The organism is Streptomyces sp. BV286, from assembly GCF_019090165.1.
Taxonomy (GTDB): domain Bacteria; phylum Actinomycetota; class Actinomycetes; order Streptomycetales; family Streptomycetaceae; genus Streptomyces.
Window position 1 is genome coordinate 1 of the sequence record NZ_JAHRIB010000108.1, and the last position, 21,567, is coordinate 21,567.

Below are 21,567 nucleotides of genomic sequence, written 5' to 3' on the forward strand. Positions count from 1 at the left end.
GCCCGGCGCACCGGCGCCTGCGCGCTGCCGAGCGGGCCGCCCGCCGTCGTGGTCCGCGGGCTGTCGGTGGCTGGTCGCGCCGTTCCCCGCGCCCCTGAAAGATTGCGCAGTTCCCCGCGCCCCTTTGAGGGGCGCGGGGAACTGCGCCACCAGCCACACCCCACCCGCACCTGTCACACCTTCCGCACCCCCCGGGGCCTCCGCAGTCGCCGCACCACCGCCCGCGGCACCACCCCCGGCGCCGGCGCCACAGCGGCGTCCCCGATCCCCGCGGCGGCGAACTCGGCCTCCCACAGGCCGACTTCCCGGTCCCGCGGCCCCCGCACTACCTCCGGCTCCCCCGCCCCGAACACCCGTACCGGATGCGTGTCGTCCCATGCCGCCCACCCCGGATCCCCGTCGACGGCGAACCGCACCCACGCCGAGTGCATCGCGTCCGCGAGGTCCTGCGGCGCCCCCGACCCCGCGAGCCTGGCGGCCTCGGGCACGCCCACGGTGTCGAAGACGAAGCCCAGCTCCAGCGCGTGGCAGGCGCCGAGGCCCGGCACGTTCGACGGCCAGGCGAACTCGTAGACGTACGCCGGCGCCCGACGGGCGTCGGCGAGCCGGTGCAGCGGAACGCGCAGCAGGAAGTCGGTGACCATCTGCCCCACCAGGTCACCGGTGCTCGCCCGGGGGTGGGCCAGCCGGTAGCCGCGCGGCACCTCGGGGCTGCAGCGGCAGCGGGCCATCGCCCCGGCCAGCGCGAGCGGCCCGAGCCGGTCGACGCGCTCCAGCAGACCGGTCGGCGCGAGCCACAGCCGGTACTCCTCGCTGGTCCAGCCCAGGAGCAGCTCCACGTCCTGTGCGACGCCGCCGTCGAGCAGCGCCTCCAAGGGGTCGCGCGGTACCAGGTCGCCGTCGACGACGATGCCGAAGGAGGGGCCGCCGAGTACCGGGCTCGCCCGGCGGGAGGCCTCGGCCTGGGCTCCGGCGAGGGCGGCGCGGTCCACCGCGGCGAACGCCCGGGCGGTGGCCGGGACCTTCAGCCGGGCGGCCATGCGCCGGACCACGCGCCGTACCTTCTCCCGGTCCGTCGCCTCCGGCGGCCCGCTCTGCAGCGCGGCCCGCCGGAACAGGCCCTGGGCGCGCGGGCTCGCCAGCAGCGCCCCGATACTGATCGCTCCGGCGGACTCGCCGAAGACGGTCACCCGGTCCGGATCTCCGCCGAAGCCGGAGATCGCGTCCCGTACCCACTCCAGCGCGGCGAGCTGGTCGCGCAGGCCGGGGTTCGCGGGGGCGTCCGGGAAGAGCCCGAACCCCTCCACTCCCAGGCGGTAGTTGAGGGACACGAACACCACACCGTCGCGGGCGAAGGACCGGCCGTCGTAGACGGGCATCGCCGACGAGCCCCGGGTCAGTGCCCCTCCGTGGATCCACACCATGACCGGGAGCCGGGCGCCCGGGCCCGGCTCCGGCGTCCACACGTTCAGGTTCAGGCAGTCGTCGCCCGGCACGGCCGGGTCGGAGAGCAGCTTCGCGAAGGCCTCCGAGTACGGCGGCTTGGGCGGCGTCGGCCCGAAGGCGCCCGCGTCGCGCACACCGGTCCAGGGTTCGGGCGGGACGGGCGGCAGAAAGCGGCGGGGGCCGAAGGGCGGGGCCGCGTAGGGGATGCCCCGGAAGACGGCGAGACCGTTCTCGTACCGGCCTCGCACGGCACCGTAGGGGGTGCCGACCACAGGACCCTCGGCCATTCGACCCTCTCCTCGACTCGACGGGAACGCGACCGGACCAGGGTGACGCCGTGGCCGAAACCGACGTCGGCGACGGCCGCCCGGACCACGGTGGACAGCCCCGGGAAGGGGGGCGATCCCCCGTGCATGGCCCGTCCGGTACGGGAGGCCACTCCTCCAGCGGATCACGAAACCCACCTGTCCCGCAGCTCCAGAGGGCCGGAATCCAGCGTGCCGCGGGCCTTCCGCCGGGGCGGGGCGACACGTGCGAGCCGCCCACGACCCGAGTGTTCGGCATTTCGAAAGTTTCGGCGTTGTGGAATTCCACTGAGTACCCGCTCTTCCACGGCGAGTTCGGGCGCCCCTAATCTAGGAAGCGCTTTCTACCCGAAACTTTCGCGGGCCCTCGGGACGGGGCCGGAGAGGTGGGCTTCCATGGTGCGTACCGGGAGCGTGGCGGGGCCGACCCTCGCGGTCGTGGCCCGCGAGGCGGGGGTGTCCGTGCCCACGGCCTCGAAGGTGGTCAACGGCCGTGAGGACGTGGCACCGGAGACCCGCCGCAGGGTCACGGAGGCGCTCGACCGGCTGGGGTATGTGCGCAGACCCCGGTTCGACGCGCTGAAGTCACCGGGCCTGGTCGATCTCGTCGTGCACTCGCTGGACAGCTCCTGGTCGGGCGCCGTCCTGCACGGGGTGGAGGAGGCGGCGCACGACGCGGGCCTGGAGGTGGTGGTCTCGGCGGGTCTGACCCGGACCCGGGGCGGCCGTCCGGAGCGCGGCTGGCTGGACAAGCTCTCCGCACGCGGCTCCTCCGGAGTGCTGTTCAACCTCGCCGAGCTGACCGCGTCCCAGTACGCCTGGCTGGAGCAGCACCGCATCCCCTACGTGCTGATCGACCCGGTGCTGGAACCGCCGCCTGGTGTCGTCTCGGTCGGCGCGGCCAACTGGCAGGGCGGGGTCACCGCCACCGAGCACCTGCTGTCACTCGGCCACGAACGCGTCGCCGTCATCGCGGGCTACCGCCGCAAGATGTGCAGCAGCGCGCGCGTTGCCGGCTACCGGTCGGCGCTCGCGGCGGCAGGGCTGCGCCACCGGCCCGAGTACCTGCGCTACGGCAGCTTCGACGAGAGTGCCGCGCACCGCAGGATGCTGGAGCTCCTCGATCTGCCGGAGCCGCCCACGGCCGTCTTCGTCTGCTCGGACCGGATGGCCCTCGGCGCCTATCGGGCACTCGCCGAGCGGGGGTTGTCCGTACCGGACGACGTGAGCGTGGTCGGCTTCGACGATCTGCCCGAGGCGCACTGGGCCTCGCCCGCCCTGACGACCGTCCGTCAGCCGCTGTCCGAGATGGCGGCGACGGCGATGCGCCTGCTCGTGCGGATGATGGCCGGGGAGCAGCCCGAAGGAACGCGGACGGAGTTGTCGACGCGGCTGGTCGTGCGGGCGAGCACGGCCGCACCGCGCTGATGCTGCCGGTCCGGGACGGGATGTGCGGGGTGTGCGGGATGTGGGGGATGTGCGGGACGCACTGGCCGCCCGCGACCCGTCACCGGGTACCCCGCCCCGCGTCCCCGAGGGTGCCCTGTTCGCCGCCCGTCGCCCAGGTGATTCCGCCCAGCAGGTGCCGGCGGAAGTCCGGGTCCTGGTACGCCTCGGCGGCATGGCCCAGCGCCGTGTAGAAGACGCGGCCGGCACCCTGTTCGCGGCACCAGGCGAGCGGATGGTCCTCCCCCATTCCGCCCCCTTCGTACGAGGTCTCGTCGGCCGAGACGAGCACGCGCACCGCGCCTCTCGGATTGGTGCGGAAGTCGTACCACTCGTCGGTGAACTCCCAGACGGCGGGCAGGTGCCGGGTGGCGGGATGATCGTGGTCCTCCACGACGGCCCGGCCCGGCTGGTACGCGGGGTGACGGGCGAAGCGGGCCCCGAGCAGTTCGCCGTAGTAGGGCCAGTCGTACTCCGTGCAGGCGGCCGCGTGGACCCCGACGAAGCCGCCGCCCGTCTCGACGTACGCGGCGAGGTGCTCCCGGCCGGCGGGCGTCAGGACGTCACCGCTCGTGGAGAGGAAGACGACTGCCGCGTACGGGCCGACCGGCGCGTCGAAGAAGGCGGGGTCCTCCGTCGCGTGGACGGTGAAACCGTGCTCGGCACCGAGTGACCGTACGGCGGCGACACCGTCCGGGATGGACTCGTGGCGGTAGTCCGTGGTGCGGGTGTGGACGAGGACGCGGGGTGCGAGGTGCTGCGCTGCCATGAGCGCCGACTCTAATGCGCGGACCGGGCGGTTCACGGCGACGGCCGAGGTCCGAAATTTTCGATCAGCGAGGCCCGCCGACGGGCTTCTTCGGTGCTCCTGGGACTCAACCCGAAGCGCCCACCTCGTTGTTGGGCGCCCCGTCGCCCGCCGGCGGCAGATCGCCGCGCTCGACCGGTTCGGTCGCGGCACCCTCGGGCGCCGGCGGCAGGAGGTCGGCCAGCTCCGCGGCGTCCGGATGGTGTGCCGCCTCCGCGGCCCCGCGCAGGACGGCGCGATCCAGCCCCTTCACGTCACCGACGAGCCGGATCACATGGCCGTCGCGCGGCACGGCGTACTCGTGCCGGCCTCCGGCCTTCCGGTACCAGGCGTCCCCGTCGCGTTCACAGGTGACCTCGTCCCGCGATCCTCCCGAGGCCACCGATCCCCCCGATCCCTGACTCACTTGTACCGTCGGGCAGTTCTTCGCCGTCATCGTGCCGCGGTCCACGAACATCTCGAAGGTGGCGCGGGCCTCCTGCGACACATACGCGGCAGAGAACCCGTCACCGCCGTACACCCCCACCGACTGCCGGGCCACGGCGAACCCGGGCGCCCCGGTGACGTAGACGTGCTCCGGCGCGATCCCCAACGCCCGGGCCCGGGCTTCGAGTTCGACGGGGTCGGCGACGCTTCCCGTACTCGATTCGGCACCGGCCCCTGCCCCCGCCCCTGTCTTCTCCGTACCGCAGGACACGAGCAGCAGGGACAGAAGCAACAGCGGCAGCGGCAGAGCACGCACGGCACGGATCATGGACGCCATCCTGCCGTATGGATGTTCGAAGCGGGCGTCCGATTCCTTCAAGACCCGGCTCCGCCGTCGTCACTACGGTGAATCCATGACTCCACGATTCGATCTCATCGGTCTCATCGTCTCCGACATGACCGCGTCGCTCGCCTTCTACCGCCGGCTCGGACTCGAGTTCCCCGAGGGGGCCGAGAGCGCGCCGCACGTCGAGGCGGAGCTGCCCGGCGGGCTGCGCCTCGCGCTCGACACGGAGGACACGATCCGTTCCTTCCATCCCGAATGGCGGCCGCCGACGGGCGGGGGCCGGATCGGACTGGCCTTCGTGTGCGACAGCCCCGCGGACGTCGACGCCACGTACGAGGCGATGGTGGCCGCCGGTCACGAGACGGAACTGAAGCCCTTCGACGCCCCCTGGGGCATGCGGTACGCGGTCGTCCTCGACCCGGACGGCAACGGGGTGGACCTGTTCGCCCGGCTGGACGGCGCCGCGTAGGAGCTCAGCGGCGCAGCAGCTCGCCCAGCGGGACCCCGGCCAGGTCCCGGACGTCACGGGCCAGATGAGCCTGGTCGGCGTACCCCGCACGAGCGGCCGTGTCCGCCTGTGGCAGTCCGCTCCGGGCCAGCGCCAGGGCCCGCTGCAGACGCAGGACCCGGGCCAGGGTCTTCGGCCCGTACCCGAACGCCACCAGTGCCCGCCGGTGCAGTTGCCGTTCGCTCCATCCGAGCTCCTCGGCGGTGGCGGCGACGGAGCGGCCCTCCGACAGGGCGGCCACCACGGCCCGCAGCCGCGGATCGGGCGGTCCGGCCTCGAGCGCGCGGCCCAGAGCCACCGCTTCCAGTGCCGCCGACGGGTCCGCCGCCGCGTCGACCCGCTCCGTCAGCCGCCGCACCTCGGCCCCGCTCCACAGATCGGCGAGGTCGACGCGCCGGTCGCGCAGTTCATGGGCGGGTGCGCCGAGGTAGGAGGGCGCGGTTCCGGGGAAGAACCGGACGCCCGCGTAGCGCTTCGGGCCGCCCGACGGGTCACCCCGGTACGCGCGGGTGTCGGGGCCCGCGACGAACAGCCGGCCCTCGGTCCACAGCAGGTCCATGCACCCGTCGGGCAGCACCGGAGCGGCGTCGCCCGGCACGGCGGTACGGGTCCACACGACCGCACCTGCCAGCCGCGACGCCCGTTCCCGGTACGGCGTCGGCGGGATCTCCACGTACGGCTCGGCCACAGGCAGAACGCTACGCTGCCCTCGTCCGGTGCTCCTGCGGACTGACCCCGTACACCCGCTTGAAGGCGCTGGACAGGGCGAAGGCGCTGCCGTAGCCGACCTGGCGGGCGATCGCCTCCAGGGTGTCCCCGGTGTCCCGCAGCCGGTCCGCGGCGAGGGCGAGACGCCAGCCGGTCAGATACGTCATCGGGGGTTCGCCGACGAGTTCGCTGAAGCGGCGGGCGAGCGCGGCCCGCGAGACACCGGCCTTCGCGGCGAGGGACGCCACCGTCCAGGGGTGCGCCGGGTCGTCCTGCAGGAGTCGTAGGACGCGGCCGACGACGGGATCGGCGAGCGCCTCGTACCAGGCGGGCGCCTCGGCCTCCGGACGGGAGAACCAGGCCCTCAGCGCGGCGATGACCAGCAGGTCGAGCAGCCGGTCGAGGACCACCTCCTGGCCGGGCTCGTCGCGCACGATCTCCTCGGTGAGCAGGGGGGTCAGCGGGCACTGCCACACGTCGGAGGTGAGCGTCAGCACCGGTGGCAGGGCGTCGAGCAGCCGCCCGCCGACCTCGCCCTGCGCCGGGTACGTCCCGATCAGCATCACCATGGAGCCGTCGAGCCGCTCGCCCCAGGTGCGCACGCCGAGGTCCATCGAGCCCTGCATCGAACGCCCGTCCGGATACGTGCACTCCTGGCCTGGCAGGATGACCGCGATCGGCGGGGTGGCGGGGTCGTCGGCGCAGGTGTACGGATCGGGGCCACGCGCGATGGCGAGGTCACCGGCCCGCAGCCGCACCGGTGCGCCCGAGTCGGGCGTGATCCAGGACTCGCCGCGGATCATGAGCATGACGGTGAGTGGGGCGCGGTCCTCGATGCGGATCGACCAGGGCGGTTCGAAGCACGCCCTGATCATGAAGGCGCCCCGCGCGCGCGGACCCTCCAGAAGGCCTGAGAGCACGTCCATGACCTCAGAGTAGACGCGCGCTTATGGGAACGAGAGGTTCCAGGATGTTCCCTTGCGGCGCGCGGCCGTTGACTGGATCCATGACGCAGAACACGCGGAACGAGACGGTGTTGGTGACGGGGGCCTCGGGCAAGACGGGGCGTCAGGTGGCTGAGGCGGCGAAGGCCGCGGGACTCGGCGTGCGGGCCGCTTCGCGCAGCGGTGACGTGCGCTTCGACTGGTACGACACCTCGACGTGGGACGAGGCGCTGCGCGGCGCCGACGCGGCGTATCTGGCGTACACGCCGGACATCGGCGCGCCGGGGGCGGCCGGGAACATCGCCGCCTTCGCCCGGCGGGCCCAGGATCTCGGCGTACGCCGCCTGGTGCTGTTGTCGGCGCGCGGGGAGCGCCAGGCGGAGCCGACCGAGCGGGCCCTGCGTGAGTCGGAGGCCGAGTGGACCGTCGTGCAGGCCGACTGGTTCTTCCAGAACTTCAGCGAGGGCCTGCTGCTGGAGGGGGTGCGCGGCGGCGAGTTCGTGTTCCCGGCGGGCGAGGTGCCGGTGCCGTTCATCGACGCGCGCGACCTCGCGGACGTCGTGGTGAAGGCGCTGACCGACTCCTCGTACGTGGGGCGGACGCTGGAGATCACGGGGGCGCGGCTGCTGACCTTCCGCGAGGCCATGGCGGAGATCTCCGCCGCGGCGGGCCGGGAGATCCGGTACGCGCCGGTGTCCACCAAGGAGTACGGCGCCATCCTGGCCGGGTTCGGGCTGCCCGCCGAGGAGGTGGCGTTCATGGAGGAGGTCTTCGACGGACTGCTCGACGGCCACAACGCGCAGACCACGGACGTGGTGCGCCAGGTCCTCGGCCGCGCACCCCGTGACTTCGCGGAGTTCGCACGGGAGCACGCGGCGGCCGGTGTGTGGAAGGTCTGACGCGCGGCGGCGTACCGCCGGGATGTGCCTGACACCCTCGTCGCGGTGGCCGCGGCGGGGGTGTCCCGTGTCCGGGACGACGGCGTTCCGGCCGCACACAGGGTGCCGCATGTGTGCCGGGTGTGTGTGCCGGGTTCCGTCAGCGCGACGGCCGTGCCGGGCACCCGGGACCGGGCGCCCCCGTCACTGCGGCGGGGGTGTCTCGTCGCCGTTCTTCGGGGTGCTCTTGGCGTGGGTCCGCAGCCGGGAGGACACGTCCTCCGGGGGCAGGAAGCGGGACCAGCGCTCCGGGAACTCGGAGGGCATGTCCGGGTCGTCGGGGTCGTCCTCCTCGGCGTGGGCGGCCCGGGCCGCGGCGGCGCGGGCCACGAGGTCGGCGGCCTGCTCGGCGCGCAGCCGCTCGTTGACGGCACGGGCGGCGGCGGTGGCGGCGGCCGGCCAGACACGGTCGATGGCGGCGTTGACGGCGGCGCCCACCAGGACGGCGAAGGCGGAGACGCCGATCCACAGCAGTACGGCGACGGGCGCGGCGAGCGAGCCGTAGATCGTGGGGCCCTCGACGGTGTTCGTCAGGTAGATGCGCAGGAGGAAGCTGCCCAGCACCCACATGCCGAGTGCCATGAGGGCACCGGGCACGTCCTCGATCCACGGCGAGCGCACGGGGACGGACACGTGGTAGAGCGTCGTCAGGAAGACGATGGACAGGACGATGACGACGGGCCAGTACAACACCTGCACGACGGTCGTCGACCACGGCACGATGTTCACCACCGCGTCGGGGCCCGCGACCATCAGCGGCAGCGCGACGGAGCCGATCAGCAGCGCCGCGATGAACAGCAGGAAGGCCACCAGCCGGGTCTTGACGATGCCCCGCACCCCGTCGAGGCCGTACATCACGGTGATCGTGTCGATGAAGACGTTCACCGCGCGCGAGCCCGACCACAGGGCGAACAGGAAGCCCAGGGAGATGACGTCGGGGCGGCCGCCCTCCATCACGTCGTGGAGGACGGGCTCGGCGATCTGCGTGACGCCCTTGTCGGTCAGGATCGTGCGGGACGCCTCCAGGAGGTTGCTCTCCACGCTGACGATGGTGTCGGTGCCGGTCCAGTCGTCGACGTAGACCAGCAGGCCGAGCATGCTGAGCAGCAGCGGCGGCACGGACAGCAGCGTGAAGAACGCCGCCTCCGCCGCGAGCCCGAGGATCCGGTACTCGATGCACGAGTTCACGGTGTCCTTGATCAGCAGCCAGGCGGTCCTGCGCTTGGAGACGTTCCGGTAGAGGGCACGGGCCCGATGGAGACGGCCGGACGTCCTCTGAGGGGGTTCACTTGTTGCTGGCTGCACGTCCTAAAGGTATCCGCCAGGCGCGGGTGCACTCATCCCCCGGTGCCCCGGCCGGGGCGGACGTGCTCACGGACCGCACGACACCCCTCGCGTTCCGGCGTGTTCGCCCTCCGGTTCCGTCACACGACAGAAAAGCAGTGGCAACCCGACATTAATCGTAAAGAGAAATCGAACCCTTTTTCTGTCATGCCCTCGTTGGCCGAATCATGGGTGTTCCAGAAGCGGAAGAGGCGGCGGCACATACACCGCCCATAAAGTGAGTTCCCCGGTGGTACGGACGGACGACCCGCTTCGACATGAGGGTCCACAAGGAGCCAAACAGCGATAAGCAGCCATTGACCGAAACGCCCTTGACCCGTTCATGAGCACACCGAAACAATTCGGATTGCATTACGCTGGGCGCCGCGAGAAGGGCTCGGTGGCACCACGACACGGGGGACTCAGAAGGCCCTGACCAGGGCCCAACACAGCCGCGAAACCCGTGATCCGCGTGGGAACCACGCGGATCATGCCGTGCTGCACTGCACCATTCGACGCGGCCACTTCACTCACTCCGGAAACAACTTCTTCTCGTTTCTCTCCTCTCGCACATGGGCACCATTCCCTCTTCCGGCACCGAATTTCCTCAGGGCACGCCGGAACCACTCTGTTCATCCACGCATCGCGCGTCGCCATTTCGGCTGCGCCTTGAAACTGCGAGCGCGTTTTCTTCGTATTCCCCACCGGAGCTTCGAACACTCCGAACAGTCCGCATGAACGGCAATCATCGCAAGGAGATCAAGTGGTGGGAAATTCCGGCGAGGTCACGACAGCCGCTCCGGTCGGCGCCCCGGCCGCCCGCGCCCCGGTGGACAGCACCGAACACGTCCTCGCCGAGGTGCTCGCCGGCGTCGTCCGGGTCGACGAAGTGCCGGTCGACAGCCACTTCTTCGACGACCTCGGGGCCAATTCGCTGGTGATGGCGCACTTCTGCGCCCGGGTCAGGAAGCGGCCCGGCCTGCCGCCGGTGTCGATGCGGGACGTCTACGGCCATCCGACGATCCGCGGCCTGGCGGCGGCGCTCGCCGAGGTCCCGGCCCAGCTCCCCGAGACCGCGCCCGAACCGGCCGCGCCCCCGGTGCGGGCCGGCACCGCACGGTACGTCCTGTGCGGGGCACTCCAGTTCCTGGTCTTCGCGGCGTACTGCCTGCTCTCCGGACTGGTCACCGTGCGGGGGTACGAGTGGGTCTCCGGCGCGGACGGAGTCCTGGACGTCTACCTGCGGTCGGCCGGCTTCGGCGGTGCCCTCTTCGTCGGGCTGTGCACCGTGCCGGTCGTGGCCAAGTGGGTGCTCGTCGGCCGGTGGACCGCCACCGAATTCCCGGTCTGGAGCCTGGCGTACCTGCGCTTCTGGACCGTCAAGGCACTGCTGCGCGCCAATCCGATGGTCCTGTTCGTCGGCAATCCGCTCTACGTCCTCTATCTGCGGGCTCTGGGCGCGCACATCGGGAAGGGCGTCACGATCCTTTCGCCGTCCGTCCCGGTCTGCACGGACCTGTTCACCGTCGGCGCGGGCACCGTGATCCGCAAGGACTCCTACTTCCTGTGCTACCAGGCCCACGCGGGGCGGATACGCACCGGCCCGGTCACCCTCGGCCGGGACGTGTTCGTCGGCGAGAAGACGGTCCTCGACATCGGCACGTCCATGGGCGACGGATCGCAGCTCGGCCACTCGTCCGCGTTGTACGACGGCGCGGCGGTGCCCGCCGGGCAGCGCTGGCACGGCTCCCCGGCCCGGCGCACGGACGTGGACCACGTACGGGTGCCCGCGGCCGAGTGCGGCACCGCGCGCCGGGTGGGCTACGGCCTGGCCACCGTGCTCCAGACACTCCTCGTCGGCGTACCGCTCCTCATCGGGGGCACGTACATGCTGCTGACGCTGGCGCCCGCACTGGACGTGCTGCTCGACCGGGACGCCCGGCACGTCACGACGGGACGGTTCTGCGTCGAGGCGCTCGGCCTGTCGCTCGCCCTGTTCGTGGGTTTCATCCTGGTGGGCTTCGCCACCGTGACCGTACTGCCGAGGCTGCTCGACCTGGTTGTCCGACCGGACCGGGTCTATCCGCTCTACGGCCTCCACTACTCGGCCCAGCGTGCCGTGGCGCGCCTGACCAACGCCAAGTTCTTCCTGTGGCTGTGCGGAGACAGCTCGTACGTCGTCCACTATCTGCGGGCCATCGGGTACGACCTCTCGCACGTCGAGCAGACCGGCTCGAACTTCGGTACGGAGGTGGCGCACGAGACGCCGTACCTGTCCTCCGTGGGCCGCGGCACGATGGTCGCCGACGGACTGTCGATCATGAACGCCGAGTTCTCCGGTACGTCGTTCCGCGTCTCGCGCACGGTGATCGGGCCGCACAACTTCCTCGGCAACCACATCGCCTATCCGGTGGGGGGCCGCACGGGCGAGAACTGCCTGCTCGCCACGAAGGTCATGGTTCCGCTGGACGGCGAGATCCGTGAGGGGGTCGGCCTGCTGGGCTCACCGCCCTTCGAGATCCCGCGGACGGTCGAGCGCGACACCCGCTTCGACCACCTCCGCGAGGGCGACGAACTGAGCCGCCGCCTCGGCGCGAAGAACCGGCACAACCTCCGCACGGTCGCCCTGTTCCTGTTCATCCGGTGGCTGGACTGGTTCGCGCTCACCGTGCTCGGCTTCGCCGCCTTCGACCTGTACGGGGAGCACGGCACCGTCGGCGGCCTGCTGATCGGCGCGTCCATGATGGCCGGCCTGCTGTTCACCACCGGCTACTACGTGCTGGTGGAGCGGCTGCTGTGCCGGTTCCGGCCGCTGGAGCCGCAGCTGCACTCCATCTACGACCCGCTCTTCTGGCGTCAGGAGCGGCTGTGGAAGATCCCCGACCGGCACATCAGCGTCTACAACGGCACCCCGTTCAAGAACCTGGTCTGGCGCCTGCTCGGGGTCCGTATCGGCCGCAGGGTCTTCGACGACGGCTGTTCCATCACGGAGCGCACGCTCACCGCCATCGGGAGCGACGCCACGCTCGGCGCGCACTCCAAGGTGCAGTCGCACTCCCAGGAGGACGGCACCTTCAAGTCCGACCACATCGAGATCGGCGACGGCGTCACCATCGGCGTCGGCGCGCTCGTCCACTACGGCGCGTCGGTGGGGGACGCCGCCGTGCTCGCCGCCGACTCCTTCCTGATGAAGGGCGAGGAGGTACCGGCGGGGGCGCACTGGGGCGGGAATCCGGCGGTCGCGCTGCGGCGCGGCTGACGGACGCACAGCACACACGAAACACAGGGGGGAAGAACCATGGACACGATCCCGAGGTGGACGCTCGCTCCGGAACCGGGCATCGCCGAGTACGAAGTACCGCTGCCCGACGGCCTGGTGAGGGAGCCGTCCGCACTCCTGGCCGCACATGCCAAGGTCCTCGCGGCCCTGTCCGGTGAACGCGAGGTCGTCACCGGTTACGTCGCCGCGAAGGGCGTACCGCCGCTGCTCCGCCGGCTGGCCGTCGGCCCCGGCACGTGGCGCGACCTGCTGGCCCGGGCGGACCTGGCGGCGCGGGAGGCCGCCGACGGGCCGGCCGGCGCCCCGCCCGTGCGGGAGACGGGCGGCGGACCGGTCCCCTTCGCGGCCGTGCTCGATCCGCACGGCGGCGACGTCCCCGAGGACACCGTGCTGCACGTGCGCGTCGAGGACCACACCCTGCGGCTGCGCTACCGCACCGACGTCCTCGACGCCGACGCCGCCGCCCGGATCGCCGGCTACCACCTCACCGCGCTCGCCCTGCTCACCGCCGACCCCGACGCCGAGCACGACCGGCAGACCCTGCTGAGCGGCGACGAACTCCGGTTCCAGCTCGACGGGCTGGCCGGGCCGCACCGCGAGCTGCCGGACCGCCGGGTCCACGAGCTCTTCGAGGAGCGGGCCGCCGCCCACCCGGACGCCGTCGCCGCGGTCCAGGGAGACCGGCAGTGGACCTACCGGGAGCTCAACTCGCGCGCCAACCGGCTCGGCCGGGCGCTGCTCGCCCGCGGGCTGCGCCCCGAAGGGGTCGTCGCCGTGGTCATGGAACGCGACCTGGACTGGATGGCGGCCGTCCTCGCGGTCCTCAAGGCGGGCGGCGTCTATCTGCCCGTCGAGCCGCACTTCCCGGCCGACCGCATCAGGGCGACGCTGGAGCGCGCCGACTGCGAACTCGTCCTCACCGAACACGGCAGCACCGCCACGCTGGACCGGTCCGGCACCGGCGCCCGCACACTGCACGTCGACACCGCCTACGCGGAGGACCACCCCGACGACGACCTCGGTGTCCCCGTCGCGGCGGACCGCCTCGCCTACATCTACTTCACCTCCGGCTCCACCGGCGAGCCCAAGGGCGCGATGTGCGAGCACGCGGGCTTCCTCAACCACGTCCACGCCAAGCTCGACGACCTCGGCGTCGGCGAGGGGCAGGTGGTCGCGCAGACCGCGCCCCAGTGCTTCGACATCTCGCTGTGGCAGCTGGTCTGCGCGCTCCTGGTCGGCGGCCGGACCCTGCTGGTCGCACAGGAGGTGATCCTGGACGTCCCGCGGTTCGTGGACACGATCGCGGCGGGCCGGGTCAACGTCCTCCAGGTCGTCCCGTCCTATCTCGAAGCGGTCCTCGCCGAGTTGGAGCAGCGGCCGCGCGAACTGCCGGACCTGCACTGCGTGTCGGTCACCGGGGAGGCGGTGAAGAAGGAACTCGTACAGCGCTGGTTCGCGGCCGAGCCGGCGATCCGGCTGGTCAACGCGTACGGGCTGACGGAGACCTCCGACGACACCAACCACGAGGTCATGTCGCGGGTGCCGGACCAGGACCGGGTGCCGCTCGGGCGGCCGGTCGCCAACGTGCGCGTGTACGTCGTCGACGAGGACCTGCGTCCCGTACCGCTCGGCGCGCCCGGCGAGATCGTCTTCTCCGGGGTCTGTGTCGGCCGGGGGTACGTCAACGACCCGGAGCGCACGAAGGCGGCGTTCACCGGCGACCCGTACCGGCCGGGCGAGCGGCTCTACCGCAGCGGGGACCACGGTCGGTGGCTGCCCGACGGCAAGCTGGAGTTCCTCGGCCGCCGGGACAGCCAGGTGAAGATCCGCGGCTTCCGCATCGAGATCGGCGAGATCGAGAACGCCCTGCTGCGGGTGCCCGGGGTCCGGGACGGCGCCGTGGTGGTCGTGGGAGGCACCCGGCTGGTGGCGTTCTGCACCGGGCCGGAGCCGCTCCGCTCGGGGGCCGTGCGGGAGCGGCTGGCCGCGTCGCTGCCCGCGTACATGGTCCCCTCGGCCGTCCACTGGCGCGAAGGCCTGCCTCTGACCGCCAACGGCAAGACCGACCGCAAGGCCCTGACCGCGCTCGCCGAGGAGACCGGCGCCGCCGGGAGCGGCTCCCCCGCCGAAGACCGGCCGCACGCCCCCGCCACGGCGAACGAGCGGCGCATGGCGGCCGCCTGGGCCGAGGTGCTGGGCATCCCCCGGGACCGGCTCGGCCCCCGGGACCACTTCTTCGACCGCGGCGGCACCTCGCTCGCGGCGGTGAAGCTGGCGGTCGCCCTGGACCGGGCGATCACCCTCAAGGACGTCACCCGCCACCCGGTCCTCGCGGACCTGGCGGGGCTGCTCGACGGCCCGGGCCTGGAGCCCTCCTGAGCCGGGCCGCGGGCCGGGGCGAAAACCCGGCCCGGCAGCCGACCGAAGACCATCCGCACACCCCCGCACGGCCTGAACACGGCAAGACCGAGAGGAACCACACGATGACGTACTCATCCGCGACGCTGCTGCGCGACGTCGACCTGCGTCCCGCAAGCCCTCCGATCCTGCGCACCGACGCGGCGGGGGACACGGCGGGCTGGGCGGCCGGACACCGCGACGCGCTGCGCGCCGTGGTCGCCGAGCACGGCTGCGTCCTGGTCCGCGGGCTCGGCCTGCGCGACCCGGAGTCGACCGCGGCCGTCTTCCGGCGGCTGGCCACCGGCCTGATGCCCGACCTGGAGTCCTTCGCGCCCCGGCGCACGTACGCGGACGGGGTGTACTCCTCCTCCAAGTGGCCGCCGAACCAGCAGATGTGCATGCATCACGAGCTGAGCTACGCGCTGGAGTTCCCCGGACTCATGCTGTTCGCGTGCCTCGACGCGCCGGCCGGCGGCGGAGCCACCGCGGTCGCCGACGGGCACGCCGTGCTCGACGCGCTGCCCGCCCGGCTCACGGAACGGTTCGCGCGGGAGGGGTGGCTGCTGACCCGGACGTACAACGACGAGATAGGGGCGACGCTCACCGAGGCCTTCGGCACCGAGGACCGCGCCGCCGTCGAGCGCTACTGCCGTACCCACGCGATCGACTTCGCCTGGCAGGGCGACGGCTCCCTGCGCACCCGGCAGCGCCGCGGCGCGGTGGTCCGCCATCCCGTCACGGGACGGCCCTGCTGGTTCAACCAGATCGCCTTCCTCAACGAGTGGACGATGGACCCCGAGGTCCGGGAGTACCTGGTGGACGTCTACGGCCCGGACGGACTGCCCTTCAACACCCGCCACGGCAACGGCGATCCGATCGGCGAGGACGTCGTGAGGCTGATCAACGAGGTGTACGAGGCCCACACCGTGCGCGAGCCGTGGCACTCCGGTGACCTGATGCTCGTCGACAACATCCGCACCGCGCACGGCAGGGAGCCCTTCGAGGGCCCGCGCGAGGTGCTCGCCGCACTGGCCGACCCGGTCCGGCTGACCGACTGCACCCCGCTGACGACCACGACCGAAGCGAGGACCGCATGACCACCGACGCGACGGCACAGCCCACCGCGGCACCCGGGGCGCTCACGGCTCCCCCGTTCTCCGTCATCTCCGGAACCCAGGTCCAACAGGCCCTGGAGGGACGGGAGCCGGAGATCGTGGACCTCGTGGAGGCCGTGTACCGGCTGCACGGAGCGGGCGACTCGGTGAACCCGCCCTCGTACTTCCTGCGCTTCCCGGACCGCCCGTCGTCCCGGATCATCGCGCTGCCCGCCTCGATCGGCGGGCAGGTGGGGGTGGACGGCCTGAAATGGGTCTCCAGCTTCCCCGGGAACACGGCGAGCGGCCTGCCGCGCGCCTCGGCCGTGCTGATCCTCAACGACCACGACACGGGCTATCCGTTCGCCTGTCTGGAGAGCTCGATCATCAGCGCCACCCGGACGGCCGCCTCCGCGGCCCTGGCCGCCGACCGGCTCAGCCGCGGCCGCACCCGGCCGGTGCGCGTCGGGTTCGTCGGCACGGGTCTGATCGCCCGCTACATCCACACCCATCTGGCCGCCACCGGCTGGTCGTTCGAGGAGACCGGGGTGTACGACCTGCACCAGGACAGCGCGGCCGGCTTCCGCGGCTATCTGGAACGGACGGGCGCCAAGGGCCGGATCACCGTGCACGACGGTGCCGAGTCGCTGGTGCGCTCCAGTGACCTGCTGGTCTTCGCCACCGTCGCGGGTGAACCGCACCTCCACGACCCCGGCTGGTTCGCCCACGCCCCGCTGGTGCTGCACGTGTCGCTGCGCGACCTGGCGCCCGAAATCCTGCTCGACTCGGCCAACTTCGTGGACGACGTCGAGCACTGCCTGAAGGCGGAGACCTCACCGCACCTGGCCGAACGCCTCACCGGCGGGCGGGACTTCATCGACGGCACGCTGGACGACGTGCTGTCCGGGCGGGTGAGCGTCCCGGCGGACCGGACGGTGGTCTTCTCGCCCTTCGGCCTCGGGGTCCTGGACCTCGCGGTCGGCAAGTTCGTCCACGACGAGGTGGCCCGGCGGGGCGAGCCGCACGTCATCGACGGTTTCTTCCACGAGCTACGCCGGTACGGCTGACCGGCGGGCGCCGTGCCGCACGGGAAGCGGCACGGCGCCGCATGAAAGAGGGGGGACATCATGCCCGTCATTTCCGATCCTTCGGAGTTCAACGAGGACGAGCTCTACGTCGACCTGCGGGCGACGCTGGGGCTGCCGCTCTTCCTGAAGTGCGAGGGGTTCAATTTCGCGGGATCGATCAAGATGAAGGCAGCGACCGAGATGGTGGACGCCGCCGAGCGCGACGGCGTCCTGCGGCCGGGTTCGGTCCTGGTCGAGTCGTCGTCCGGGAACCTCGGGGTGGCCCTGAGCGTGATCGCCGCGAGCCGCGGTTACGGGTTCCTGTGCGTGACCGACGCGCGCTGCAATCCGGCGACCCGCAGAATGATGGAGGCACTGGGCAGCATGGTCCACGTGGTGGGCGAACCCGCCCTGCACGGCGGCCTCCTGGGCGCCCGGATCGCGTACGTGCGCGCGGTGTGCGCCTCGGACGACCGATACGTCTGGCTCAACCAGTACGCCAACGAGGGCAACTGGCGGGCGCACTACCGCACCACGGCGCCGGCCATCGCCCGCCGCTTCCCGCACCTGGACGTGCTGTTCGTCGGGGCCGGGACGACCGGCACCCTGATGGGCTGCGCGCGCTGGTTCTGGCAGTGGCGGCGCCGGGTGCGGATCGTCGCGGTGGACAGCGTCGGCTCGGTGACCTTCGGCGGGCCCCCGAGCCCCCGGAAGATCCCCGGCCTCGGCATGGGCATCCGGCCGCCGCTGCTCGACGCGTCGTACGTGGACGACGTGGTGCACGTGGAGGAGCCGGACACCGTGCGCGTCTGCCGCCGGCTGGCCGCCCGGGGGTTCCTGTTCGGCGGCTCCACCGGCACGGTGGTGAGCGGGGCGTCCACCTGGATGGCCCGGCACGGACGCCGGGACCTCACGTCGGTGGCGATCGCCCCCGACCTCGGCGAGCGCTACCTCGACACCGTGCACAGCCCGGGCTGGGCGGCGGGCGTCCGCGGCGAGGACACGCTCGGCTCCGACACGCTGGCCGCGCTCTCGCGCCCGGCCTGACCAGGGGGCGGGCCCTGGCGCACGGGAGGTGCCGCGGGAGTTTGGTGACGATCGCCGCACCGCGGGTAGGTTCGCTGACATGGCAGCCCGCACCCACACCGTGACCAACCAGGCTCCGCCGCTGGTCTCGTACGACCTCTTCCGTGCCGACCGGGCCCTCGTGGAGGCGGTCGACCGGCACCTCGAGGGCCCGCTGCTCGACGAGGCGCGCGACGAGCTGTCGGCGCTCGGCCGGACCTCCGGATCCGCGCAGGTCCAGAAGTGGGGGGAGCTGGCCAACGAGAACCCGCCGAGGCTGCGCACCCACGACCGCTACGGGGAGCGCCTCGACCAGGTCGAGTTCCACCCGTCGTGGCACCGGCTCCTCGGCAAGGGCGTGTCGGCCGGTCTGACGGCGGCGTGGACGCGGCCCGGCGGGCATGTGCGGCGCGCGGCCGGCTTCGTGGTCTGGAGCCAGGTCGAGGCGGGCAACGGCTGCCCGCTGTCGATGACGCACGCGGCGGTGCCCGCGCTGCGCGCCGACCCGGCGCTCGCCGCCGAGTGGGAGCCCCGGCTGACGTCCCTGGTCTACGACCAGGACCCGCGGCCGGCCGCCCGGAAGGCCGGGGTGCTCTTCGGGATGGCCATGACGGAGAAGCAGGGCGGCAGCGACGTCCGGGCGAACACGACGGCGGCGCGGCCCCTGGCCCAGGACGGGACGTACGAGCTGACGGGCCACAAGTGGTTCTGCTCGGCGCCGATGTCGGACGGTTTCCTGGTGCTGGCGCAGGCTCCGGGCGGTCCGACGTGTTTCCTGGTGCCGCGGATCCTGGAGGACGGCACCCGCAACGTGTTCCTGATCCAGCGGCTCAAGGACAAACTGGGCAACCGGTCGAACGCGTCGGCCGAGGTCGAGTTCGACGGGACCTGGGCGCGCCGGGTGGGCGACGAGGGGCGGGGGGTGCGCACCATCATCGGGATGGTCGCGGCGACCCGGCTGGACTGTGTGCTCGGCTCGGCGGGGCTGATGCGTCAGGCCGTCGCCCAGGCCGTGCACCACTGCACGTACCGCGAGGCGTTCGGCGGCAGGCTGGTCGACAAGCCGCTGATGAGGAACGTACTGGCGGACCTGGCCCTGGAGTCCGAGGCGGCGACGACACTCGCGCTGCGGCTGGCCGCCGCGTACGACGACGGCGGCGAGCAGGAGCGGGCCTTCCTGCGGCTCGCGGTGCCGGCGGCGAAGTACTGGGTGACCAAGCGGTGCACCCCGGTGGCGGCGGAGGCCCTGGAGTGCCTGGGCGGCAACGGGTACGTGGAGGAGTCCGGCATGCCGCGGCTGCTGCGCGAGTCGCCGCTCAACTCCGTGTGGGAGGGCGCGGGCAACATCCAGGCCCTCGACGTGCTGCGGGCTCTCCAGCGGGAGCCGGAGGCGCTGAACGCGTATCTCCAGGAGGTCGGCCGGGCCCGCGGCGCCGATCACCGCCTGGACGGCGCGATCAAGAACCTGCTGACCGAACTGGCCGATCTGGGCGGCGTCGAGGGGCGCGCCCGGCGTCTGGTCGAGCGGATCGCCGTGGTGCTGCAGGGGTCGCTGCTGGTCCGCTTCGCGCCGCCGGAGGTCGCCGACGCGTTCTGTGCGTCACGGCTCGGCGGGGACTGGGGGTCGTCGCTGGGGACGCTGCCGCACACGCTCGACCTGGCCGCGATCGTGGAGCGGGCCCGCCCCGTCTCCTGAGTGCCCGTCTCCTGAGTGCCCGTCACGCCCGTGGACCGTGCGGCCAACAGGCTTACGGCACGGGGGTGGTGCTGCGCCGACACGGCACCACCCCCGGTGCCCGGCCCCGTTGAGCGGAGCACGCACGCCGCGCACGGCGGCGTCGCGTCAAGTCTTGGCCGGACGGCGCCCGTTCACCAGAGTTGCAGGGGGTTGCAACCTCTCCCCACCCTGCGTGAAATCTCCGCCTCGTGTCCGGAGTGTCGCCCTCCGCGACGGACAGACGGCACTATGAACGGACGGACGGCACCGGCAGACGTGCCGTCGGTACGGGCCTTGGGTCCCCTGGCCGCGAGGCCCGGGACCGGTTGTCCGCTCAGGCCCCTCGGGAGGACACAGTGGCGCATTCGCCGATGGACGTCACGCGGCTGGCCGCCGTCGACGCGGCAAGGGCGGCGCGCGTACTCGACGAGGTGCGCGACGCGACACTGTCCGGCCAGCCGGCGCCACTCGGTCCCCGGCCGGTCATCGGCGAGTCCTGGGGGCGCATGCTCCGCAGCGGTGTCGACCCCGACCACGACTTCCGCGCCGGGCTGCTCGGCCGCGACGAGGTCGAGCGGCGCCGGCGCGACTCCCCGCTGCGGCACGTGCTGCCGGTGCTGCGCGAGGGGCTGCTGTCGGTCGCGGACGTCGCCCACCACATCATGGTCGTGGCGGACGGCGAGGGCCGGGTGCTGTGGCGCGAGGGCAGCCGTCCGGTCCTGCGCAAGGCAGACGGATTCGGTTTCGAACTGGGCGCGGACTGGGGCGAGAACGTGGTCGGCACCAACGGCGTCGGCACTCCCGCGGTAGTCCGCCGCCCCGTCCAGGTGTTCGCCGCCGAACACTTCGTACGCACGCACGCCACCTGGACGTGCACGGGTGCGCCGATCACCGATCCGCGGGACGGGCGGCTGATCGGCGTCGTGGACGTCAGTGGGCCCTGGGAGACGATGCACCCGGCGACCCTCGCGTGGGTCGACTCGGTGGCCAAGCTCGCGGAGGCACGCCTGCGGGAGCGGCATCTCGCCTCGCTGGACCGGCTGCGCTCGGTGGCCGCGCCGGTCCTCGCCCGGATCGACGGCCGCGCGCTGGCCGTCGACCGGAACGGCTGGACGGCCGCGATCACCGGTATGCCCTACCTGGACCGGCTCGCGCTGCCCGGGACCATCGGCACCGACCTGATCTGGCTGCCCTCGCTCGGCCCGTGCTCGGTGGAGCCGCTGCCCGGCGGCTGGCTCGTGCGGGCCTCGGACGAGGGGTCCGCACCGCGCGGCGCCACCCGCGTCGAGCTGGACCTGACGCAGCCGCGCCGCTGGTCGGTGACCGTGGCGGGCGGAGCGGGCACCTGGACCCACGAACTGAGCCCGCGTCACGCCGAACTGCTCTACCTGCTGGCCCTGCACCGCACCGGCCGCAGTGCCGCGGGCCTGGCCGACGACATGTTCGGCGACCCGGCACGAACGGTGACCGTACGGGCCGAGATGTCCCGCGTACGCCGGTACCTCGGGGCCGTGCTGGAACACCGGCCGTATCGTTTCTGCGAGGAGGCGGAGGTGCGGGTGGTCCTGCCGGACGCCCCGCTCGGCCCGCTCCCGTACTCGACGGCTCCGGGGGTGCTCAGGTCCCGCGCCGCGGCCGCGGCAACCTGGCCGCCACAGGGGGACCGAACGGCCCACCGCGCGGGGTGAGCGCCCCACGGCGGCGCGGGGCCCTGACGTGCTCGGCTCCACCGCACGGCCCCTTCGG

16 protein-coding genes are annotated in these 21,567 nt (G+C 72.6%); 10 read left to right on the forward strand and 6 right to left on the reverse strand.

Annotation, left to right across the window (positions count from 1 at the left end; genetic code table 11):
- Positions 1-173 precede the first annotated feature (173 nt).
- Complete coding sequence (locus tag KUF83_RS15250) at positions 174-1,733, reverse strand: carboxylesterase/lipase family protein (RefSeq protein WP_217455212.1); 1,560 nt, start codon at positions 1,731-1,733, stop codon at positions 174-176.
- Positions 1,734-2,147: 414 nt separating this feature from the next.
- Here KUF83_RS15250 and KUF83_RS15255 point away from each other — a divergent pair, with 414 nt between their 5' ends.
- Complete coding sequence (locus KUF83_RS15255) at positions 2,148-3,179, forward strand: LacI family DNA-binding transcriptional regulator (RefSeq protein ID WP_217455213.1); 1,032 nt, start codon at positions 2,148-2,150, stop codon at positions 3,177-3,179.
- 79 nt (positions 3,180-3,258) lie between these two features.
- Here the strand turns inward: KUF83_RS15255 and KUF83_RS15260 are convergent, their stop codons facing one another.
- Together KUF83_RS15260 and KUF83_RS15265 are read right to left on the reverse strand one after the other, a co-directional pair.
- Positions 3,259-3,966: a ThuA domain-containing protein gene (locus tag KUF83_RS15260; protein ID WP_217455214.1), complete on the reverse strand. Its 708-nt coding sequence runs from the start codon at positions 3,964-3,966 to the stop codon at positions 3,259-3,261.
- Between the two features lie 106 nt (positions 3,967-4,072).
- Complete coding sequence (locus tag KUF83_RS15265; RefSeq protein WP_217455215.1) at positions 4,073-4,759, reverse strand: hypothetical protein; 687 nt, start codon at positions 4,757-4,759, stop codon at positions 4,073-4,075.
- Positions 4,760-4,844: 85 nt separating this feature from the next.
- Here KUF83_RS15265 and KUF83_RS15270 point away from each other — a divergent pair, with 85 nt between their 5' ends.
- Entirely contained in the window at positions 4,845-5,246 is a 402-nt protein-coding gene (locus KUF83_RS15270) for a VOC family protein (protein ID WP_217455216.1), read from the forward strand.
- Between the two features lie 4 nt (positions 5,247-5,250).
- Here the strand turns inward: KUF83_RS15270 and KUF83_RS15275 are convergent, their stop codons facing one another.
- Positions 5,251-5,973 carry a helix-turn-helix transcriptional regulator gene (locus KUF83_RS15275; RefSeq protein ID WP_308403011.1) on the reverse strand — a complete coding sequence of 241 codons (723 nt, stop codon included), beginning with the start codon at positions 5,971-5,973 and terminating at the stop codon, positions 5,251-5,253.
- 10 nt (positions 5,974-5,983) lie between these two features.
- On the reverse strand, positions 5,984-6,919 hold the full coding sequence (locus tag KUF83_RS15280; protein ID WP_217455217.1) for an AraC family transcriptional regulator: 936 nt from the start codon (positions 6,917-6,919) through the stop codon (positions 5,984-5,986).
- 80 nt (positions 6,920-6,999) lie between these two features.
- Between KUF83_RS15280 and KUF83_RS15285 the strand changes: the two genes are divergently transcribed.
- Positions 7,000-7,836 carry an NAD(P)H-binding protein gene (locus KUF83_RS15285; protein ID WP_217455218.1) on the forward strand — a complete coding sequence of 279 codons (837 nt, stop codon included), beginning with the start codon at positions 7,000-7,002 and terminating at the stop codon, positions 7,834-7,836.
- Between the two features lie 183 nt (positions 7,837-8,019).
- Here the strand turns inward: KUF83_RS15285 and KUF83_RS15290 are convergent, their stop codons facing one another.
- The gene (locus KUF83_RS15290; protein WP_217455219.1) at positions 8,020-9,180 is read right to left on the reverse strand and encodes a YihY/virulence factor BrkB family protein; all 1,161 of its coding nucleotides are present in this window, start codon (positions 9,178-9,180) and stop codon (positions 8,020-8,022) included.
- A gap of 781 nt (positions 9,181-9,961) precedes the next feature.
- Here KUF83_RS15290 and KUF83_RS15295 point away from each other — a divergent pair.
- From KUF83_RS15295 to KUF83_RS15325, 7 genes are all read left to right on the forward strand, one after another.
- The gene (locus tag KUF83_RS15295; RefSeq protein ID WP_374106069.1) at positions 9,962-12,457 is read left to right on the forward strand and encodes a Pls/PosA family non-ribosomal peptide synthetase; all 2,496 of its coding nucleotides are present in this window, start codon (positions 9,962-9,964) and stop codon (positions 12,455-12,457) included.
- A gap of 39 nt (positions 12,458-12,496) precedes the next feature.
- Entirely contained in the window at positions 12,497-14,857 is a 2,361-nt protein-coding gene (locus KUF83_RS15300) for an amino acid adenylation domain-containing protein (protein ID WP_217455220.1), read from the forward strand.
- A gap of 104 nt (positions 14,858-14,961) precedes the next feature.
- Positions 14,962-15,975 carry a TauD/TfdA family dioxygenase gene (locus KUF83_RS15305; protein WP_217455221.1) on the forward strand — a complete coding sequence of 338 codons (1,014 nt, stop codon included), beginning with the start codon at positions 14,962-14,964 and terminating at the stop codon, positions 15,973-15,975.
- Positions 15,972-17,039 (forward strand): 2,3-diaminopropionate biosynthesis protein SbnB, encoded by a 1,068-nt coding sequence (sbnB, locus tag KUF83_RS15310; protein WP_217455222.1) that lies wholly within the window; start codon positions 15,972-15,974, stop codon positions 17,037-17,039. Before KUF83_RS15305 ends, sbnB begins: the two co-directional genes overlap by 4 nt.
- Positions 17,040-17,099: 60 nt before the next feature.
- On the forward strand, positions 17,100-18,086 hold the full coding sequence (sbnA, locus tag KUF83_RS15315; RefSeq protein WP_217455223.1) for a 2,3-diaminopropionate biosynthesis protein SbnA: 987 nt from the start codon (positions 17,100-17,102) through the stop codon (positions 18,084-18,086).
- Positions 18,087-18,165: 79 nt separating this feature from the next.
- Positions 18,166-19,800, forward strand: coding sequence for an acyl-CoA dehydrogenase family protein (locus KUF83_RS15320; protein WP_217455224.1), 1,635 nt, complete (start codon positions 18,166-18,168; stop codon positions 19,798-19,800).
- Positions 19,801-20,192: 392 nt separating this feature from the next.
- Positions 20,193-21,509: a GAF domain-containing protein gene (locus KUF83_RS15325; RefSeq protein WP_217455247.1), complete on the forward strand. Its 1,317-nt coding sequence runs from the start codon at positions 20,193-20,195 to the stop codon at positions 21,507-21,509.
- The last annotated feature ends 58 nt before the right edge of the window (positions 21,510-21,567 follow it).

Coding starts and splice junctions, on each gene's coding strand:
- KUF83_RS15250 (WP_217455212.1), bottom strand. CDS start 1,733: ATGGCCGAGGGTCCTGTGGTCGGCACCCCCTACGGTGCCGTGCGAGGC.
- KUF83_RS15255 (WP_217455213.1), top strand. CDS start 2,148: ATGGTGCGTACCGGGAGCGTGGCGGGGCCGACCCTCGCGGTCGTGGCC.
- KUF83_RS15260 (WP_217455214.1), bottom strand. CDS start 3,966: ATGGCAGCGCAGCACCTCGCACCCCGCGTCCTCGTCCACACCCGCACC.
- KUF83_RS15265 (WP_217455215.1), bottom strand. CDS start 4,759: ATGATCCGTGCCGTGCGTGCTCTGCCGCTGCCGCTGTTGCTTCTGTCC.
- KUF83_RS15270 (WP_217455216.1), top strand. CDS start 4,845: ATGACTCCACGATTCGATCTCATCGGTCTCATCGTCTCCGACATGACC.
- KUF83_RS15280 (WP_217455217.1), bottom strand. CDS start 6,919: ATGGACGTGCTCTCAGGCCTTCTGGAGGGTCCGCGCGCGCGGGGCGCC.
- KUF83_RS15285 (WP_217455218.1), top strand. CDS start 7,000: ATGACGCAGAACACGCGGAACGAGACGGTGTTGGTGACGGGGGCCTCG.
- KUF83_RS15300 (WP_217455220.1), top strand. CDS start 12,497: ATGGACACGATCCCGAGGTGGACGCTCGCTCCGGAACCGGGCATCGCC.
- KUF83_RS15305 (WP_217455221.1), top strand. CDS start 14,962: ATGACGTACTCATCCGCGACGCTGCTGCGCGACGTCGACCTGCGTCCC.
- sbnB (WP_217455222.1), top strand. CDS start 15,972: ATGACCACCGACGCGACGGCACAGCCCACCGCGGCACCCGGGGCGCTC.
- sbnA (WP_217455223.1), top strand. CDS start 17,100: ATGCCCGTCATTTCCGATCCTTCGGAGTTCAACGAGGACGAGCTCTAC.
- KUF83_RS15320 (WP_217455224.1), top strand. CDS start 18,166: ATGGCAGCCCGCACCCACACCGTGACCAACCAGGCTCCGCCGCTGGTC.
- KUF83_RS15325 (WP_217455247.1), top strand. CDS start 20,193: ATGGACGTCACGCGGCTGGCCGCCGTCGACGCGGCAAGGGCGGCGCGC.